The 18,661-nt window shown below is 66.7% G+C and carries 19 protein-coding genes; 7 read left to right on the forward strand and 12 right to left on the reverse strand.

The features are described from left to right. Positions 1 to 7: 7 nt before the first annotated feature. Positions 8 to 937: a polyprenyl synthetase family protein gene (locus HCU76_RS20275; protein WP_213953310.1), complete on the reverse strand. Its 930-nt coding sequence runs from the start codon at positions 935 to 937 to the stop codon at positions 8 to 10. Positions 938 to 1,208: 271 nt separating this feature from the next. Here HCU76_RS20275 and rplU point away from each other — a divergent pair, with 271 nt between their 5' ends. The 4 genes from rplU to proB all read left to right on the forward strand — a co-directional run bounded on the left by rplU (position 1,209) and on the right by proB (position 4,260). Beyond that, on the forward strand, positions 1,209 to 1,520 hold the full coding sequence (gene rplU, locus HCU76_RS20280) for a 50S ribosomal protein L21 (protein WP_213953195.1): 312 nt from the start codon (positions 1,209 to 1,211) through the stop codon (positions 1,518 to 1,520). Between the two features lie 9 nt (positions 1,521 to 1,529). Next, on the forward strand, positions 1,530 to 1,790 hold the full coding sequence (gene rpmA, locus HCU76_RS20285; protein WP_213953196.1) for a 50S ribosomal protein L27: 261 nt from the start codon (positions 1,530 to 1,532) through the stop codon (positions 1,788 to 1,790). 97 nt (positions 1,791 to 1,887) lie between these two features. Continuing rightward, positions 1,888 to 3,045 carry an Obg family GTPase CgtA gene (cgtA, locus tag HCU76_RS20290; RefSeq protein WP_256354306.1) on the forward strand — a complete coding sequence of 386 codons (1,158 nt, stop codon included), beginning with the start codon at positions 1,888 to 1,890 and terminating at the stop codon, positions 3,043 to 3,045. Between the two features lie 72 nt (positions 3,046 to 3,117). Continuing rightward, positions 3,118 to 4,260 carry a glutamate 5-kinase gene (proB, locus tag HCU76_RS20295; RefSeq protein WP_218510460.1) on the forward strand — a complete coding sequence of 381 codons (1,143 nt, stop codon included), beginning with the start codon at positions 3,118 to 3,120 and terminating at the stop codon, positions 4,258 to 4,260. A 123-nt stretch (positions 4,261 to 4,383) separates the two neighbouring features. Here the strand turns inward: proB and HCU76_RS20300 are convergent, their stop codons facing one another. Continuing rightward, positions 4,384 to 4,815, reverse strand: a complete 432-nt coding sequence (locus tag HCU76_RS20300) for a CNP1-like family protein (RefSeq protein ID WP_371319864.1) — start codon at positions 4,813 to 4,815, stop codon at positions 4,384 to 4,386. Positions 4,816 to 4,927: 112 nt separating this feature from the next. Beyond that, a complete protein-coding gene (locus HCU76_RS20305) occupies positions 4,928 to 5,590 on the reverse strand; it encodes an RNA pyrophosphohydrolase (protein WP_218510504.1) in 663 nt (220 codons plus the stop codon). Positions 5,591 to 5,711: 121 nt separating this feature from the next. Here HCU76_RS20305 and HCU76_RS20310 point away from each other — a divergent pair, with 121 nt between their 5' ends. Continuing rightward, positions 5,712 to 7,457, forward strand: a complete 1,746-nt coding sequence (locus HCU76_RS20310) for a proline--tRNA ligase (protein ID WP_218510462.1) — start codon at positions 5,712 to 5,714, stop codon at positions 7,455 to 7,457. A gap of 139 nt (positions 7,458 to 7,596) precedes the next feature. Further along, complete coding sequence (locus HCU76_RS20315) at positions 7,597 to 8,178, forward strand: lytic transglycosylase domain-containing protein (protein WP_218510505.1); 582 nt, start codon at positions 7,597 to 7,599, stop codon at positions 8,176 to 8,178. Here HCU76_RS20315 and HCU76_RS20320 read toward each other — a convergent pair. From HCU76_RS20320 to hemA, 7 genes are all read right to left on the reverse strand, one after another. After that, positions 8,167 to 9,468, reverse strand: coding sequence for a hemolysin family protein (locus HCU76_RS20320; protein WP_218510463.1), 1,302 nt, complete (start codon positions 9,466 to 9,468; stop codon positions 8,167 to 8,169). The genes HCU76_RS20315 and HCU76_RS20320 overlap by 12 nt on opposite strands. A 99-nt stretch (positions 9,469 to 9,567) precedes the next feature. Continuing rightward, positions 9,568 to 10,563, reverse strand: coding sequence for an AAA family ATPase (locus tag HCU76_RS20325; RefSeq protein ID WP_218510464.1), 996 nt, complete (start codon positions 10,561 to 10,563; stop codon positions 9,568 to 9,570). Between the two features lie 122 nt (positions 10,564 to 10,685). Beyond that, the gene (locus HCU76_RS20330; protein ID WP_218510465.1) at positions 10,686 to 11,189 is read right to left on the reverse strand and encodes a cupin domain-containing protein; all 504 of its coding nucleotides are present in this window, start codon (positions 11,187 to 11,189) and stop codon (positions 10,686 to 10,688) included. A 45-nt stretch (positions 11,190 to 11,234) separates the two neighbouring features. Continuing rightward, the gene (gene grxD, locus HCU76_RS20335; RefSeq protein ID WP_218510466.1) at positions 11,235 to 11,558 is read right to left on the reverse strand and encodes a Grx4 family monothiol glutaredoxin; all 324 of its coding nucleotides are present in this window, start codon (positions 11,556 to 11,558) and stop codon (positions 11,235 to 11,237) included. 34 nt (positions 11,559 to 11,592) lie between these two features. Beyond that, on the reverse strand, positions 11,593 to 12,432 hold the full coding sequence (gene prmC, locus HCU76_RS20340; protein ID WP_256354307.1) for a peptide chain release factor N(5)-glutamine methyltransferase: 840 nt from the start codon (positions 12,430 to 12,432) through the stop codon (positions 11,593 to 11,595). A 5-nt stretch (positions 12,433 to 12,437) separates the two neighbouring features. Continuing rightward, positions 12,438 to 13,529: a peptide chain release factor 1 gene (gene prfA / locus HCU76_RS20345; protein WP_218510468.1), complete on the reverse strand. Its 1,092-nt coding sequence runs from the start codon at positions 13,527 to 13,529 to the stop codon at positions 12,438 to 12,440. A 181-nt stretch (positions 13,530 to 13,710) separates the two neighbouring features. After that, the gene (gene hemA, locus HCU76_RS20350) at positions 13,711 to 14,982 is read right to left on the reverse strand and encodes a glutamyl-tRNA reductase (RefSeq protein ID WP_218510469.1); all 1,272 of its coding nucleotides are present in this window, start codon (positions 14,980 to 14,982) and stop codon (positions 13,711 to 13,713) included. A gap of 94 nt (positions 14,983 to 15,076) precedes the next feature. Here hemA and HCU76_RS20355 point away from each other — a divergent pair, with 94 nt between their 5' ends. After that, positions 15,077 to 15,355 (forward strand): hypothetical protein, encoded by a 279-nt coding sequence (locus HCU76_RS20355; RefSeq protein WP_218510470.1) that lies wholly within the window; start codon positions 15,077 to 15,079, stop codon positions 15,353 to 15,355. 3 nt (positions 15,356 to 15,358) lie between these two features. On the opposite strand, the gene HCU76_RS20360 is transcribed toward HCU76_RS20355, so the two are convergent. Both HCU76_RS20360 and ugpQ read right to left on the reverse strand, forming a co-directional pair. After that, a complete protein-coding gene (locus tag HCU76_RS20360; RefSeq protein WP_218510471.1) occupies positions 15,359 to 17,800 on the reverse strand; it encodes a DUF3772 domain-containing protein in 2,442 nt (813 codons plus the stop codon). Positions 17,801 to 17,843: 43 nt separating this feature from the next. Then, positions 17,844 to 18,581, reverse strand: a complete 738-nt coding sequence (ugpQ, locus tag HCU76_RS20365) for a glycerophosphodiester phosphodiesterase (RefSeq protein ID WP_218510472.1) — start codon at positions 18,579 to 18,581, stop codon at positions 17,844 to 17,846. Between the last annotated feature and the right edge of the window lie 80 nt (positions 18,582 to 18,661).

Consider the following 18,661-nt stretch of genomic DNA (forward strand, 5'->3'; position numbering starts at 1 on the left):
AGGTAACTTAGGTGCGACGCTCAAGCAACTGAGCCGCCAATTGTAGCAAACCTTGCGAGTACGAATTCGAAGGCAGGCCTCGCAAGGCATCGATGGCGCGTTGTGCCTCTGCTGCTGCTGCTGCGCGGGTGGCGTCCAGGGCGCCCGTGGCGCGCACGATTGCCACGATGGCGGGTAGCTTCTCGGTGTCGCCGGCTTCGATGGCGTTGCGAATGAGCGTGCTGCCTTCCGGCGTCGCGCGTTGCATGGCCAGGATCAGCGGCAGCGTGGCCTTGCCTTCGCGCAGGTCGTCGCCGAGGTTCTTGCCGGTTTCGCTGGCGTCGCCGGCGTAGTCGAGCACGTCGTCGATCACCTGGAATGCGGTGCCCAGCGCCTGCCCGAAGGTGGCGCAGGCTTCCTCCACGGCGGGCGTGCTGCCCGCGAGAACGGCCGCCAGGCGGGTGCTGGCCTCGAACAGTTTGGCCGTCTTCGAGCGGATCACGCGCAAATACGCCGCCTCGTCGAGCGTGGCGTCGTGCATGTTCATCAATTGCAGGACCTCGCCTTCGGCGATCACGTTGGTCGCTTCGGCCAGGATCTGCATCACTCGCATGTTGTCGGCGTCCAGCATCATCTGGAACGCGCGCGAGTAGAGGAAGTCGCCAACAAGCACGCTGGCCGGGTTGCCGAATGATTCGTTGGCCGTCGCGCGACCGCGGCGCAGCGTCGACTCGTCGACCACGTCGTCGTGCAGCAGCGTGGCGGTGTGGATGAACTCGACCACGGCCGCCAAATTGAAGCGCTGCGCACCGCGATAGCCGAGCGCGCCGCTCATCAATAGAAGCAGCGCCGGGCGCAAGCGCTTGCCGCCCGCCGAGATGATGTAGCGTGAAACCTCGCTGACCAGTGGAACGCCGGTGTCGAGTCGCGTGGCAATCACGCGGTCGACCTCGCCCATGTCTTCGGCGATCAGGTCAAGTACGGCGTTGGTGGAAGAAGCAGCAGGGGTGACTGACAAAGCGAATGCGCCAGGCGCCGGAGAGGGGTGGTATCTGAAGTCGGCCTGCGGGGGCCGGGTTGGCCGGGGATTATAGGGAGCGCCCCACCCGCCTCCCGTGAGCGCTAAATGCCAGTTAGCGTTGGCTGACAATTCCGGGCTATAATCTTGGGCTCTGCGGAAATTCGTCCGTGGAGCCATCACCCCTTCACAGGGACAAAGAGGTCATTACATGTACGCGGTCATAAAAACCGGCGGCAAGCAGTATCGCGTTGCTTCCGGCGAAAAAATTAAAGTAGAACAGATTGCTGCGGACGTAGGCCAGGAAATCGTGATCGATCAGGTTCTCGCAGTCGGCAACGGCTCGGACATCAAGATCGGCGCGCCCCTGGTGTCCGGCGCAACGGTGACAGCCACGGTGCTGTCGCACGGCAAGCACGACAAGGTGCACATCTTCAAGATGCGCCGTCGCAAGCACTATCAGAAACGTCAAGGCCATCGCCAGCAGTTCACCGAACTGCAAATCGGCGCGATCGCCGGTTAAGGAGCTGAAATGGCACAGAAAAAAGGCGGCGGCTCAACGCGAAACGGGCGCGATTCCAAGCCCAAGATGCTCGGCGTGAAGGCGTTCGGCGGCGAACTGATCAGCGCAGGCTCGATCATCGTGCGCCAGCGTGGCACCCAGTTCCACCCCGGCGTGAACGTCGGTTTGGGCAAGGACCACACGCTGTTCGCCCTGGTCGACGGCCACGTGTCGTTCGGCCACAAGGGTGCCTTGAACAAGCACACGGTCAACGTGACGCCTGCGGCTTGAGCCCAGGTCACTTCGACCCGCTTCGAAGCCCCGCTCGTCGGGGCTTTTTTGTTTTTGCCCCGGTTGCGGGGCCCTCACTCTGTAGACTGCACATCCCATGAAGTTCGTTGACGAAGCCTTCATCGACATCGCCGCCGGCGATGGCGGCAACGGCTGCGTGTCGTTCCGCCATGAGAAGTACAAGGAGTTCGGCGGCCCGAACGGCGGCGACGGTGGTCGTGGTGGCCACGTCTTCGCGGTGGCCGACCCCAATCTCAACACGCTGGTCGACTTTCGCTATTCGCGCCGCCACGATGCCAAGCGCGGTCAGCACGGCATGGGCTCCGACATGTTCGGCGCGGCGGGCGACGACATCACGCTGAAGATGCCGGTGGGCACGATCATCACCGACGCCGAGACCGGCGAAGTGCTGTACGAGTTGCTGGTGCCGGGCGAGGTCATCACCATCGCCAAGGGCGGCGACGGCGGCTTCGGCAACATGCGCTTCAAGAGTGCGATCAACCGCGCGCCGCGGCAGAAGACGCCGGGCTGGCCCGGCGAGAAGAAGAGCCTGAAGCTCGAGCTCAAGGTGCTCGCCGATGTCGGTTTGCTCGGCATGCCCAATGCAGGCAAGTCGACCCTGATCAGCGCCATCTCGAATGCGCGACCGCGCATCGCAGACTACCCGTTCACGACCCTGCATCCGAACCTGGGCGTGGTCCGGGTGGGGCCGGAGCAAAGCTTCGTGGTGGCGGACCTGCCCGGCCTGATCGAAGGCGCATCCGAAGGCGCGGGCCTGGGCCACTTGTTCCTTCGCCACTTGCAGCGCACTCGCTTGCTGCTGCACGTGATCGACATGGCCCCCTTCGACGACAGCATCGACCCCGTGGCGCAGGCCAAGGCGATCGTCGGGGAACTGAAGAAGTACGACGCGGCGCTGTATCAGAAGCCGCGCTGGCTGGTGCTCAACAAGCTCGACATGGTGCCGGCCGATGAGCGTGCCGCGCTCGTGAAGGACTTCGTCAAGCGGCTGCGCTTCAAGGGACCGGTGTTCGAAATCTCCGCGCTGACGCGTGAAGGCTGCGAACCCCTGGTCAAGGCGATCTACAAGCATGTGAAGGCCGAGCAGGTTGCCGAGCAGGCGCCGGCGGAAGTCGATCCGCGCTTTGCGACGGAGCCGCCAGAGCCGGGTCCCGCAGCGTCCGCCCCGCGCGGCGGATCGGGTCGGGCTGGCAAGGCCACGTCGATTTCAGAGCCGCCGCCCGAATCCGCCTGAGTTTCTCGCGCCTTTTGCAGCCATCGAGAAGGTGGCTTCCTTCGATTCCAATCCCAGATCGCTCTCTCTGACATGACCCAACGTCCCCGTTCCACAGTCCTGCGTGATGCGCGCCGCATCGTGGTCAAGGTTGGCTCGAGCCTGGTCACCAACGAAGGCCGTGGCCTCGATGAAGGCGCGATCGGCGAGTGGTGTCGTCAACTCGCGGCCCTGGTGCGCGATGGCCGCGAAGTCGTGATGGTGTCGAGTGGCGCGATCGCCGAGGGGATGAAGCGCCTCGGCTGGCGCACTCGCCCGCATGAGGTGCATGAACTGCAGGCGGCGGCTGCCGTCGGGCAGATGGGGCTCGCACAGATGTACGAGACCAAACTGCGCCAGAACAACCTGGGCAGCGCGCAAGTCTTGCTGACCCACGCCGACCTGGCGGACCGCGAGCGCTATCTCAATGCGCGCTCGACCCTGGTGACCTTGCTCGCGCACGGCGTGGTGCCGGTCATCAACGAGAACGACACGGTGGTCAACGACGAGATCAAGTTCGGCGACAACGACACCTTGGGCGCGCTGGTTGCGAACCTCGTCGAAGCGGATGCGCTCGTCATCCTGACCGATCAGAAGGGCCTGTACACGGCGGACCCGCGCAAGGATGCCTCGGCCACCTTCGTGCACGAGGCCGTGGCCGGCGACCCGGCGCTCGAGGCGATGGCGGGCGGCGCCGGTTCCAGCCTGGGGCGCGGCGGCATGATCACCAAGATCCTCGCGGCCAAGCGCGCCGCAGCATCCGGCGCCTCGACAGTGATTGCCTGGGGCCGCGAGCAGGACGCGCTGCTGCGGCTGGCGGCGGGCGAAGCCATCGGCACCTTGCTGGTCGCGCAGACCGCCAAGCACCAGGCGCGCAAGCGCTGGATGGCCGATCACCTGCAGATGCGCGGCGCGGTGACAGTGGACAACGGTGCGGCGGCCAAGCTGCGGGCCGAGGGCAAGAGCCTGTTGCCGATCGGCATGACGGCGGTGGAGGGCGATTTCTCGCGCGGGGACGTGATCGCAGTGCGCGACCCGGCAGGCGCCGAGCTGGCCCGGGGGCTGGCCAACTATTCGAGCGCCGAAGCGCGGCTGCTGTGCCGCAAGCCCTCCGGTCAGATCGAAAGCCTGCTCGGCTATGTGGCCGAGCCGGAGATGGTGCACCGGGACAACATGGTCCTGATGCAGAAGGCATGAATCTTCCTGCTGCCGACATCGATCTCGGCGCCCTCGCTGCGGAATCTTGACGCTTCTGCGCCCCCTCCAGGGATCAAGTCCAGACGGCAAGCCGCATCGACTTGAAAAGGCCGGAAACGTCGCCTACTCGACCTCGCGCACGGGCTTGCGCAGCATCTGCACGGTTTCCTGGACCGACACTTGCGTCCCATGGCCGCGGCAGAGACCCTGGTAGGTCAACTGCCTCACGTAGCCTGACCTGATCTGCCGGTAGGGCTTCCATTCGGCGTTCACGGTTTCGTCCCACTTGCCGTCATTGAAGCGGGCATAGGTCTTGACCTCCTCCGTGGAGCAGCGAACGCCTTCGTAATACGCGTTGGTGGCGCCGCCTCGACCGCTGCTCGCGACCACCACGTACCGGACCACGCCATCCTTGGTGATTGCGATGGTTGCCGGATCGATGCTGAACTTGAGTTCCGTGCGTCCCTGCACGTCGATGGCGATCGCCCGACTCTCCGCAAATGCCGGCGGAGGCGGCACGTCGGTTTCCTTCCACTCCGCATCGCTGGCCGTCACCGTTGGCGGCGGGGGCGATCCGGCCTGCGCCCAGTCGGGGTTGTCACGGTTGCGTCCGCTGGAGGACGCGCATGCGGCAAGGAAACAGCAGGCGGAAAGGGCGAGCGCAAGCTCAGCGCTGCGTCGGCAGGAATGGCGCGTTGTGGGGAGAGGACTCATCGCTCGCGGAAGAAAGATTGGGGTTCGGATCGAATGTGCCGCCCGGTGGCAGATCCATGCCGGCGGGTGCGCCCGCATCGAACGGGTGGCGATCGAATTCCCGCCCTCGCACGTTGCTGCGCAAGAAGCGGTTGCGGAAGTCCTGGCGCGGCAGGTAGCGCGCCAGTTCTGTGAGGGCCATTTCATAGACGCCGCGCTTGAACTCGACGACGACATCGAGCGGCACCCAGTAGTCGTGCCAGCGCCAGGCGTCGAACTCCGGATGATCCGTCGCCCGAAGGTTGAGATCCCAGTCGTGCCCCGTCAATTGCAGCAAGTACCAGATCTGTTTCTGGCCTTTGTAGTGACCGCGTGCGTCACGGCGGATGAACCGATCCGGCACCTCGTAGCGCAACCAGTCGCGGGTACGGGCCACGATGCGCACATGCTCCGGCTGAAGGCCCACTTCTTCATGCAGCTCGCGGAACATGGCTTGTTCGGGGCTTTCGCCGCGATCAATGCCGCCCTGCGGGAACTGCCAGGAGTGGGTGCGTATGCGCTTGCCCCAAAAAACCTGGTTTCTCTGGTTGAGCAGGATGATGCCGACGTTGGGCCTGAAGCCGTCCCGGTCGAGCATAATCAAACCCCAAATTTCTATGAACTGAGTCGATTATGCACGCCGTGTTACGCACGGCAAGCGACCGGTTCGAAGGCCTTGCTGGCCCTTCATCACTCCTTACCAGTTCCTGACACGCAAGATGAAAGCATCCCGTTTCTTTGTCTCTACCCTCAAGGAAGCGCCGACCGACGCTGAAGTGGCGAGCCATCGCCTCATGATGCGCGCCGGCATGATCAAGAAGCTTGGGGCGGGCATCTATACCTATATGCCGATGGGCTTGCGCGTGATCCGCAAGGTCGAGGCGATCGTGCGCGAGGAGATGGACCGCGCCGGGGCCGTCGAGCTGGCCATGCCCGTGGTGCAGCCCGCCGAGCTGTGGCAGGAGAGCGGCCGCTTCGACAAGATGGGGCCGGAGCTGTTGCGCATCAAGGACCGGCATGACCGCGATTACGTGGTGCAGCCGACCAGCGAAGAGGTGGTGACCGACATCGCACGCCAGGAGATCCGCAGCTACAAGCAGTTGCCGCGCAACTTCTACCAGATCCAGACCAAGTTCCGTGATGAGCGCCGCCCGCGCTTCGGCCTGATGCGGGGCCGCGAGTTCACGATGAAGGACGCCTACAGCTTCGACCGCGACCTCACGGCGGCCAAGGTCAGCTACCAGAACATGGCGCAGGCCTACCGCCGAATCTTCGACCGCTTCGGCCTGACCTATCGCGCGGTAGCGGCCGACAGCGGCGCCATCGGCGGGGACATGAGCGAGGAGTTCCAGGTGATCGCCGCGACCGGCGAGGATGCGATCGTCTATTGCCCCGACAGCGACTACGCGGCCAACATGGAGAAGGCCGAGGCGATGGCGCCGGCCGGCCCGCGCCCCGCGGCTTCCAATGCGCTCGCGAAGACGCCGACGCCGGGCAAGGCCACCTGCGAAGACGTCGCCGTTCTGCTCGGCGTGCCCCTGGCTACCACCGTCAAGTCGCTGGTGCTCGCGACCGACAAGCTCGACGCCAAGGGCAACATCGTCGGCGCACAGGTCTGGCTGTTGCTGCTGCGCGGCGACCATGACATGAACGAGATCAAGGTCAGCAAGGTCCCTGGCCTCGATGCGGGCTTCCGCTTTGCATCGCTCGGCGAAATCGAGGAGCATTTCGGCTGCAAGCCCGGCTACCTCGGACCGCTGAACATGAAGAAGCCCGTCAAGCTGATCGCCGACCGTGAAGTGGCCGTGATGGCCGACTGGATCACGGGCGCCAACGAGGTCGACTTCCACATGACCGGCGTGAACTGGGGCCGCGATCTGCCCGAGCCGGACCTGGTCGCCGATCTGCGCAATGTGGTCGCGGGCGACCCGTCGCCCGACGGCAAGGGCGAACTGGCGATCGAGCGCGGCATCGAGGTCGGCCATGTGTTCGTGCTGGGCACCAAGTACAGCCGGGACATGAACGCCACCTTCCTCGACGAAGGCGGCAAGCCGCAGTTCCTGGAGATGGGTTGCTACGGCATCGGCATCACGCGGCTGCCGGCAGCGGCGATCGAGCAGAACCATGACGAGCGCGGCATCATCTGGCCGGACGCGATCGCGCCGTTCACCGTGGTCGTCTGCCCCATCGGCATGGATCGCAGCGCGGACGTCAAGGCCGCCGCGGAAGCGCTGTACGAAGAGCTTCGCGGCGCAGGCGTCGACGTGCTGCTGGATGATCGCGGCGAGCGCCCCGGTGCGATGTTTGCCGACTGGGAGCTGATCGGCGTGCCGCACCGGATCGTCGTGTCCGACCGCGGCATCAAGGAAGGCCAGTACGAGTACCAGCATCGCCGCGACACGGCTGCGACCAAGGTGCCGGCGGCGGAGGCTGCGGCCCACATCCGGGCCAAGCTCGCGGCATGAACGCCGCCCGGCCGCTCCAAAGGCGCTCACACCGCAGCGCGCAGCGCGGAGGTTGTCCGGTGTCCGGATCGCCGGAGGTCTACAGGTGAGTCTTTCGCGGCGTTCATGCCTGGGCGCCGCGGCAGCCGGTGCGCTGTCGATGGCGCTGCCGCGCATGGCATTGGCCGGGGCGCAACTGGAGGAGCCGATGATCGACGCGGTGCGCAATGCGCTGACGGCGTCGATACACAGCAGCGCGCCGCCGATCCCGGAGTTCAATGACACCGCGTCGAGGCTGGCCTACCTGCGATGGCTCGGCGAGATGAGCGAGCGCCTGAAGAAGAAGCTGCCGGAGCCTCAGGCGCGCATCGAGTTCCTGCAGACGGTCTGGTACGAGACCCGTCGCTCGGCGCTGGAAGTGAGCCTGGTGCTGGGTCTGATCCAGGTGGAGAGCAACTTCCGCAAATTCGCGGTGTCCAGCGCCGGGGCGCGCGGCCTGATGCAGGTGATGCCGTTCTGGACGCGTGTGATCGGCGATGGTGATGCGGCGCAGTTGTTCCGCATGCAGACCAACCTGCGCTTCGGCTGCGTCATCCTGCGCCACTACCTGGGCCTGGAAAACGGCGACCTGTTCCTGGCGCTGGGCCGCTACAACGGCAGCCGGGGCAAGTCGCCCTATCCGGATGCCGTGTTCGCCAACCAGCGCAACTGGAAGTTCGTGGATCGTCCGTCAGCCGATTGAACCGGTGCCGCGCGTGACCATCACCTGGTCGATCCGGTAGCTGTCCACGTCCATCACCTCGAAGGTGTGGCCGCCCGCGACGACGCGGTCCGTGCGCCGTGGCACGCGGCGCAGCATCACCATGAGGAAGCCGGCCATCGTCTCGTATTCATCGGCATGGGGGAGGGTCTCGATGTCGAGTGCGCGCAGCACGTCCTGGATCGGGGTCACGCCATCGATCAGCCAGGAATTGTCGTCGCGACGGATGATCTGCGGTTCCTCGTCGAGGCCGCTGACCAGGTCGCCCATCACCGTGCTCATCACGTCGTTGAGCGTGATCACTCCGACGACAAGGCTGTATTCGTTGACGATGATCGCGAAGTCCTCGTGCGCCTGCTGAAACTGCTCGAGCACCTCGGTGAGCGAGAGCCGGTCGGGCACCACGAGCGCCTTGTGCAGAGGCACGCCCTGGTCGAGCGCCAGCGGCTGGCCGCTCAGCACGCGCTGGAACATGTCCTTGGCATCGACATAGCCGAGCACATGGTCGATGTCGCCATCGCAGACCGGATAGGCGGAGAAGGGCTCGGCCACGATGCGGGCGCGCAGCACGGACTCGGGGTCGTCCTTCTGGAACCATGCGATGCGGTCGCGCGAGGTCATGACGCTGCTGACGAGGCGCGTGTCGAGTTCGAACACGTTGGCGATCACCTGCTGCTCCCGTACGGCCAGCACGCCGGCACGGGCGCCGGCCTCGGTCATGGCGAGGATGTCTGCGGAGGTGATCTTCTCGTCGCGCTGCAGCGGCATGCCGAGCAGCTTGAACAGGCCATCGGTGCTGCGCGTGAACAGCCACACCAGCGGCTTGAAGGTGGTGATGAGCACATTCATCGGCCCGACCATGCGCACGGCCAGGCGCTCCGGATCGGACATGCCCAGGCGCTTGGGGAACAGGTCGGCGAACACCAGGAACAGCGAGATCACCACGACGAAGGAACAGGCGAATGCCCAGCGCGCAGCCGCTTCCGGGCTCGTCCATTGCTCGAACACTTGCACGAACCAGGGGGAGAACGCGCCTTCGCCCACCACGCCACCGAGGATCGCGACCGCGTTGAGGCCGATCTGCACGACGGTGAAGTAATGGCCGGGCTGCTCCTGCACACGCAGCACACGATCGGCGCGCGGATCGCCCTCGTCAGCCATCTGGCGCAGTCGCAGGCGGCGCGACGCGGCGAGCGAGATCTCGGCAAGCGAGAAGAAAGCACTCGTCGCGATGAGGAGGGCAATGAGGAAGAGGCTTTGGGTCAGGGACATGGCACGATCTCTACAGACCGTGATGGTGCCACGACCTGGACGGGGCTCCGGACAAGTCCTGCGCAGGACCTGTCCCGGGCAGCCTGCCCAGCCACCAAGCTATTGCACGAACCCCATGCGGCTCTTGTTCGCGCTGGCGCGTGGCAGGTCGTCGACGCGCACTTCGTCGCGGTGCGCGAGGCGCGCGTTGCCGAAGCCGGTCATCAGCGCGCGGCGCATCTCGCGTGGCGCCAGCGTGGCCAGTTGGTCGATGACGTCGTCCGAGGGCTCCGGGTTGAGCAGGCGGCCCCAGTCGTGTTCGGCGCGGATCGATGCATAGAGGCTGCGCGCGATCTGGCGCGAGGCCTCGGGCGTGGGCACCTCGATCTCGAACACGTTCATGCGGTTGAGGATCGGCTCGGGAATGTTGCGCTCGTCATTGGCCGTGGTGATCCAGATGACCTGGCTGGCGTCGATGGGGATCTCTGCGAACTCGTCGATGAAGTTGTGGGCGGTGTCGTGCTCCAGCAGGTTGTAGAGCGCGCCGAGCGGGTCGTATTGGGCGTCGGCGCCAGCCTTGTCGATCTCGTCGACCACCATGACCGGGTTGGCGTACTGGCCGTCGACCAGCGTCTCGAACACCTTGCCCGGCTTGGCGCCCTTCCATTGCGAGGATGAGCCCGAGAGCAGCCAGCCCGCGGTCATCGAGTTCATCGGCACGAGGGACATGCCGGTGCCGAGCAATTCGGCCAGCTTCTTCGCGAAGTGCGTCTTGCCGATGCCGGGCGGGCCGAGCAGGAGCATTGGCGTGACTTCGAGGCCGTCGCGGCTGTCCTGCGCGAGCGCCACGTGCCGCCGCACGTCGTCGAGGACTTCGGTGAAGTTGGGCAATTGCGCGTAGAGGGCGGCCATCTCGGGCACGCCGCTGGGCTTGACCTGGAAGCGCTCCGGACCGCGCTCGAGCATGCGTTCGTAGGTGGTGCGGAGGTTTTCGTGGTCCCGGTCGGGCAGCTTGGCGAGCTTGCGCTCGACGTCGTGCGTCTGGAACACGCTGCGCAGGTTGGCCACCGGCAGCTGGAAGGCAGGGGAAGCGGGGACGAGACTGCGGGAATCCATGAGACACCTCCGGTTTCGAACACTTCGATACAGCAGCATAAGCCGTGCCCGAAGCCGGTGTCTGTCTAAGTTTTCTCGTTTTCGGGTTTTTGCGACAGGGAATCGCAAGTCGCGTCGCTCGCCTACACGCCGCCGTGCGGGTGCGTGGGGTCGACCCAGAGCACGGTGTCCGGCTTTTCGACGGGCTCGATGTCGAGGTTGATGGCCACGGCCTGGCCGTCGCTGCGGCACAGCACGCAGTGCAGGGCCTCTGTCTCGCTGGCGTTGATTTCCTGGTGCGGCACGTAGGGCGGCACGTAGATGAAATCGCCGGGACCGGCTTCCGCGGTGAATTCCAGGTGCTCGCCCCAGCGCATGCGGGCCTTGCCGCTCACCACGTAGATCACCGACTCCAGGTGGCCGTGGTGGTGGGCGCCAGTCTTGGCGTTGGCATGGATGGTGACGGTGCCGGCCCAGAGCTTCTGCGCGCCAACGCGTGCGAAGTTGATGGCGGCCTTGCGGTCCATGCCCGGCGTTTGCGCGGTGTTGCCGTCAAGCTGATTGCCGGGGATGACGCGCACGCCGTCGTGCTTCCAGGCGGGTTCGCCGTCTTCGCCGTGCGAATGTTCGGCGTGATCGTGGCTCATGTCAGCTCAGCTCCCGTGCGCGGGCGGCGCTCATTGCCGCCTCGATCAGGCGGTGGCGTTGATGACCTGCTGCAACTCGCCGGACTCGTACATCTCCATCATGATGTCCGAGCCGCCGATGAACTCGCCCTTGACATAGAGCTGAGGAATGGTTGGCCACTGGCTGTATTCCTTGATGCCCTGGCGGATGCCGTCGTCTTCCAGCACGTTGACCGTCTTGAGCGATCGGGTGTCGACGCCGACGGCCTTGAGGATCTGGATGGCGCGGCCGGAGAAGCCGCACATGGGGAAGCTGGCATTGCCCTTCATGAAGAGCAGGATGTCGTTGGTCTTGACGAGGTCGTCGATGCGTTGCTGGGCGTCGCTCATGGGCAGGCTCCTTGGGTAGGTGGGTTGGGGCGGATTATTTCACCGTGTGCCAGATCGCGCCGGAGCAGCGGGCGATGCCGGCAAGGTCGTCGCGGCTTTGTGCGTCGGCGAAACCCCGTTCGGTGAGAAGGGCGCGGACGGCAGGGGCCTGGTCGAAGCCGTGTTCGAGCAGCAGCCAGCCGCCGTCGGCAAGGTGGGCGGGGGCTTGCCGGATGATCTGGCGGATGTCGTCGAGGCCATCCGGGCCGGAGGCGAGCGCGCTCAAGGGCTCGTGGCGCAGGGCGGCGAGGTGGGCGTCGTCAGCGGCGATGTAGGGCGGGTTGGAGACGATGAGGTCGTAGCCGGCGTCCGCGCCGGCCAGCCAGTCGGCCTGGGTGAATCGCACCGGAAGTCGAAGGCGCTTGGCATTGGCGCGTGCGACTTCCAGCGCGGCCGCGCTGGCGTCGACCGCATCGACTTTCGAGGCGGGGCGGGCGTGCTGGAGCGCCAGCGCGATCGCGCCGCTGCCCGTGCCGAGGTCCAGCACGCGCGATGCGGCCGAGGCCGACATGAGTGTGAGAGCCCAGTCGACCAGGGTTTCCGTGTCCGGCCGAGGGACCAGCACGCGCCCATCGACCTGCAGTGCGAGGCCGTGGAACTCCTTTTCGCCGAGCAGGTAGGCGGCAGGCTCGCCGGCGGCGCGGCGGGTGCAGAGCGCTTCGAATGAATTCCAAGCCGCCGGCGGCAGTTCGTCGGTGTCATGCGAGAGCAGCCACGCGCGCTCGTGCACTGGCCGGTCCAGCGCATGCAGCAAGAGCAATTGCGCATCGAGCCGGTCAACGCCGAGCGTTGCCGCCGCCCGCAGCGCTTGCACGATCGTCATCGTCATCGTCATCGACATCAGGCGGGCAGGACGGAGGATTCCAGCTCCGCCAACTGCTCGGCCTCGCGCGCCGCCTGCAGCGCAGCCAGCACTTCGCCGAGGTCGCCCTCCATGATCGCCAGCAGCTTGTAGAGCGTGAGGTTGATGCGGTGATCGGTGAGCCGGCCCTGCGGGAAGTTGTAGGTGCGGATGCGGTCGGAGCGGTCGCCGGTGCCGATCAGGCCCTTGCGCTCGGCCGCGTCCCTGGCGGCGCGTTCGCTGCGGTCCTTTTCCTGGATGCGTGCGGAGAGCACCTGCAGCGCCTTGGCCTTGTTGCGGTGCTGCGAGCGGTCGTCCTGGCACTCGGCCACGATGCCGGTCGGGATGTGCGTGATGCGCACGGCTGAGTCGGTCTTGTTGATGTGCTGGCCGCCGGCGCCGCTGGCGCGGTAGGTGTCGATGCGCAGGTCGGCCGGGTTGATCTGCACGGCGACCGCCTCGTCGGGCTCGGCCAGCACGGCGACGGTGCAGGCGCTGGTGTGGATGCGGCCTTGCGTCTCGGTGGCGGGCACGCGTTGCACGCGGTGGCCGCCCGATTCGAAGCGCAGCTTGCCGAACACGTCGTCGCCGATCACTCGGATCACGACTTCCTTGAAGCCGCCGAGTTCGCTGGGCGAATCGCTGACGATCTCGCAGCGCCAGCCGGCGCGCTCGCAGTAGCGCGTGTACATGCGCAGCAGGTCGCCGGCGAACAGCGCCGATTCGTCGCCGCCGGTGCCGGCGCGGATTTCGACGAAGGCGTTGCGCGCATCGTCAGGGTCCTTGGGCAGCAGCAGGCGTTGCAGTTCGTCTTCGAGCTTGACCAGCTCTTCCTCGGCGGAGGCGATTTCCTCCTGCGCCATCTCGGCCATGTCGGGGTCGTCCAGCATTTCGCGCGCGCCGGCCAGGTCGGTTTCGCGCTGCTTGAAGCGCAGGTAGCGCCCGGCGATCTGCGTGACCTGGGCGTGTTCCTTCGACAAGACCCGGTACTGGGCCATGTCGGCCATGATGTCTTCGCGCGAGAGCAGGAAGTCGAGTTCTTCGAGGCGCCGGGCGTAGCGGTCGAGTTGCTGGCGGAGGAAGGTTTTCATCGGGGTCGGGATTCGGAAATTCGGGAGCGGGAACCGAACGCAGAGGGCGCAAAGGTTTCGCAGAGTCGCAAAAGGATGCAAAGAAATTTTGGAGGTCCTTTTGCGACCTCCGCGGATCTTTGCGCCTTCTGCGTTCGGCTGTCCGCATTCGACAGCGGACGCGCGGGGCGTGAGAGCGTCGCTAACGCTCTTTGCGCAGGAACAGGCGCGACAGGGTCTGCGCCGTCTGCTCGCGCGCGGCGTTGTCGCCGGCATGCAGCTCGGCCATGGCGCCGTGGAGCATCTTCTGCGTGAGACCGCGCGACAAGGCTTCCAGGACCGTCTCGATGTCCTCGCCCTTGGCCAGCAGCTTGCGGGCGCGCGTCAATTCGAGCGTGCGCCATTCGTCGGCCTGGGCATTGAGCTGCTGGATCAGCGGCACCGTGCCGCGCTGGGCAAGCCAGTGCATGAAGCTCTGCACGCCCGCGTCGATGATGACTTCGGCCTGGGCGACGGCGGCCTGCCGGCTGGCCTGGCCTTGCTGCACGACCTGCGCGAGGTCGTCCACGGTGTAGAGGTAGACGTCTTCGAGCTTCTGGACTTCGGGCTCGATGTCGCGCGGCACGGCCAGGTCGACCATGAACATCGGCCGGTGCTTGCGTTGCTTGAGCGCACGCTCGACGGCGCCGAGCCCGATCAAGGGCAGCGTGCTCGCCGTGCAACTGACGACGATGTCGAATTCCGCCAGGCGGCCCGGCAGTTCGGCCAGTCGCATCGCTTCGCCGCCGAAGCGGGTCGCGAGCTTTTCGCCGCGTTCCAGGGTGCGGTTGGCAACCACGATGGATTGAGGCCGGCGCGCCGCGAAGTGCGTGGCGGCCAGGTCGATCATTTCGCCGGCGCCGACGAAAAGAACGCGGGTCTTGGCGAGGTCCTCGAACAACTGGGAGGCGAGCCGGACCGACGCCGCCGCCATGCTGATGGAATGGGCGCCGATCTCGGTCGCGGTGCGCACTTCCTTGGCCACGGCGAAGGAGCGCTGGAACAACTGGTTGAGGGTGGTGCCCAGGGCGCCGGCGGTTTCGGCGGCGCGCACGGCGTCCTTCATCTGGCCGAGGATTTGCGCCTCGCCGATCACCATCGAATCCAGGCCGCTGGCCACGCGGAAGGCATGGCGCGCGGCCTCGTCGTCGTGCAGCGCATAGGCATGCGAACGCAGCAGTGCGGGGGCGACGCCGCCGCTTTCGGCCAGCCAGCCGACCGTGTGGTCCAGCGCCATGTGCTCGGAGGCGCAATAGATCTCGGTGCGGTTGCAGGTGGAGATGATGGCCGCTTCGACCTGGGGATGCCGGTGGCTGCCGAAGGAGCTGCGCAGGCTGTGCAGGGTGGGGGCGATCTGGTCGAGGGCGAACGCGAAACGACCGCGCAGGTCGAGTGGCGCGGTCGTGTGGTTCAACCCAAGGGCCCAGACAGACATCCCTCGATTATAAAATTTTGGCGCGACCCCCGGGGCGCTGCATCCGCCATGCCCCCCAATCGTGCGGCGTAGAAATCTCTTTCCGACCCTTCCGATGTCCGCGCTCGACCTGCTGAACCACCTCCTGAACTTTGTCGCGCCGGCGTTCTTCGTCACAGCCGTGCTGGCGCTGCTGGCCGGCTTCCTGATGCCAACCCGGCCGCAAGCGCCCGCCCGATGGGTACAGTTTGCTATCAATCTCATAGCGGGTGTTGCCGTGCTGGCGGGTGGGCTCGCCTGGTTCGGGCACGACGGCATGATCGCGACCTATGCCGCGCTGGTGGTCGTTTGCGGCACCGGCCAGTGGTTGCTGGCGCAAGGCTGGCGGCGCTGAGGTTCAGGCCGACGCGGGCGGCGGCGGGCCTTCGGCGGGCGTGGCCATCGGCGTCGCGGCGCCGGAGGCGACCACCATGGTGGGCACGGAGAGCGGAAGGTCGGCCGTGCGCAAGGCGTCGAGGATCTCGAACAACAGGTCGCTGCGCACGCCACCGGCCAGGCGCGGGCTGGCCACGAACGCGATCGCCTGGAAGATCAGCGCGCCGCCTTCGACGCCTTCCAGCGTGACCGAGGGCGCCGGCGTCGGCAGCACCTCGGAATGCGTGTTGCACGCGGCCAGCATCAGGGCGCGGACCTTCTTCGCATCGGTCGACAGTGGCATGGGCAGGCGAATCAGCACGCGGCCCTCGGCATTGGCCAAGGTCATGTTGCGCACGATCTTGGTGATGAACTCCGAGTTGGGCACGATCAGCGTCGAGCGGTCACCCAATTGGATCTCGGTAGCACGCACGTTGATGCGCCGCACATCGCCCTCCGATGTGCCCAGCACCACCCAGTCGCCGACCTTGACCGGCCGCTCGGCCAGCAGGATCAGCCCCGAAATGAAGTTCTGCACGATCGCCTGCAGGCCGAAGCCGATGCCCACCGACAGCGCACTCGCCACCCAGGCGATGCGGTTGATGCCGATGCCCAGCGCCGACAGCGCGAACGCCACCACCGTCACGCTGCCGACGTAGCCGAGCAGCGTCGATATCGAGCTTTGCATGCCGGGCTCGAGCGTGGTGCTCGGCAGGTAGCGTTGCGAGAGCCAGCGCTTGAGCACGCGCACCGCGATGAAGCCGGCCACGGCCACGCCGAGCGCGCTGAAGATGGCGCCGGGCACCAGGACGAATTCACCGATCTTGAAGCCGGAACCGAACTGCCCGCTGCGCTGGAACACCTCGCCGGGTCCGCTGCCCAAGGGCGCCATCAAGGCGATCAGCATGTAGAAGAAGACCGCCACGCGGCTGGCGCCGGAGAGCAGTACGGCGGCCTGGTCGAGCGTCTGCGGCGCGAAGCCGAAGCTCTTCTGCAATCGCATGCCGAACCTGCTCTTCGACGAGACGACCGCGGTGAAGAGGTCGTCCGAGAACTTGAACATCACGTACGACGCAGCCGCGACGATGCCGCCCCAGGTCAGCTGGCCGGCCAGGAAGCTGGCGAGCGCGACAAAGCCGATGGCCACCAGCACCCAGATGACGACGATCACGACCATCACCGCGCTCAGCAGCACGCCGACCCAGATCGGCCGGTCGACGGGCACCGGCGCATCGGCTGTGGTTGCGCCGGGCGGGGCCGGCGGCGGTACGGCGTCCGGCCCCAGTCGCAGCACGATCGCGGCAATCAGCGCCGTGAGCGCAAGCGCGGTGATCACGTGCGTCGCCAGCACGGCGGCAAAGCTCGCATCGATCACGGCGTTGACCTGGGCCGGCGCCCACACCATGGCGCCGATGACCCCGATGAGCCAGGGGTAGGGCGCAAGCCGCCGCGCCATGTCGTCCGACATCGGCGGCAGTCGCCACGAGGGCCGCTTGACCGACAGCAGCGCGCGCCCGAGGCCGACCACGAAGGAGATGAAGATGCTCGCCGCGACCACGGCCTGCGCCACCTTGCGCGTCTGCTCGCCGAGCGCGCCGTTGTCGTCGAGCACCGACGCCAGCCACTGTGCGGAAGCACCGACCAGCAGCACGTTGGCGCCGACGAAGGCGATGACCAGCAGCGAGCGGCGCAGCCGGCCGGGCGGCAGCAGTCGCTTTGCCAGCCGCAACAGAGCGCTCTCGGCCAGCAGGTTGCCGAGCACGGCGACCAGCAGCGCCGCCACGAAGGTGAGCAGCACCTCGGTGCGATGCTGCGGCTCGCTCGCGACGGCCGCACCGCGGCGCATCTCATCCCACAGCGCGCGCAGCCGCGCGATGTCGTCGGGCCATGCGTCGCGGATGTCGAGCCAGAAGGCGCCGCCCAGTGGCGACGATGCGCGCTCGGTGAGCTGTGCTTCGAACAGTTTGCGTCGCTGGTTCACCAGGTCGGTGCCGCGCTGCCGTGCATCGATGGCAAGCAGCTTGGCCAAGCGTATGTCGGAATCCAGCGCATTGCGCTGCTTGGTGAGCGCGGCGCGCTGGCGCGTGATGTTTGGGTCTTCGGTGCCGGGTGCAGTGGGCGCCGCGCCGAGTTCGCCGAGCCGCGCGTTGAGGTCGGCCAGCGGCGCGGTGCGTGAGTTGATGAAGGCGTCGACCTGCGCCGCGATCGCATTGATCTGCGCCAGCAGCGCGCGCAGGTCGTCGTTGTTGTCGGCGCTGGCGGGCAGCTTCGAGAAGCGGGCGCGCAAGTCGGCGATGTTGACGTCGGGTGCCTCTTGCGTCGCCTCTGCGGCAGCTTGCGCGTTGGCGGCGGGCGCCTGTGCCAATGCCGGCCCCATCAGCAGCAGGGCGAGCAGCGCGGCGCAGCAGCGTGAAATCAGGGTCATCGCCACATCATAGGAGGCGCGTCCCGGCCCAGCCGTAGGAGTGCTACGCCAGCGGGCTGAACAGGTCGACGCGGTCGGTGATGATGCCGTCGGTGCCGAGCGCGAGCAGCCGCTGTGCCGCCCACTCGTCGTTGACGGTGTAGCTCAGCGTGCGCATGCCGGCGGCCTGCGCGCCGGCCACGGTGTCGGGATCCCACAAGGCATGGTTGCAGACGATGGCGACGCAGCCGAGCCGCTGCGCGGTGGCGAGCCAATCGGGATGCGGGGTGTCGAGCAGCAGGCCGCGCGGCAGGTCCGGCGCCGCGTCGCGTGCGGCCGCCAGCGCGTCGGGCTCGAAGGAGGTGAGCAGCGGCGGCACGTCCGCTTGCTGCCAGAGTTCGGCCGCGCGCCGCGCCACGGCCTTGCCGGTGCGCTCGGCGGCGCCGGGCGTCGGCTTGATCTCGATGTTGAGCATGTAGCGGTTGTGCAGGCAGTAGCGCGCGATGCTCTCGAAGGTGGCGAGCGGCTCGCCTGCGAACCCGCGCGAGTGCCAGCCGCCGGCATCGAGCATGGACAGCTCCGCCCACGCCTTGTCGCCGCCGATGCCGTGGCCGCTGGTGGTGCGCTGCAGGGTTGCGTCATGCATGAGGAAGGGCACGTCGTCGGCGCTCAGTTTCACGTCGCATTCGAACATGCGGTAGCCATGCGAGGCGCCGACGCGGAATGCGGCCAGCGTGTTCTCGGGCGCCAACTTGCCGGCGCCGCGGTGCGCGATCCAGCGGGGGTAGGGCCAGTGGGTCATGGTCAACAGGCCCCCAAGCTCGGCACGACGTGTCCTCGCTGCCCCCCGAGGGGATGAGCTTGCTTGGGGCGGCCCGGCGC

Source organism: Variovorax sp. dw_308, from assembly GCF_019207085.1.
Lineage (GTDB): Bacteria > Pseudomonadota > Gammaproteobacteria > Burkholderiales > Burkholderiaceae_C > Variovorax.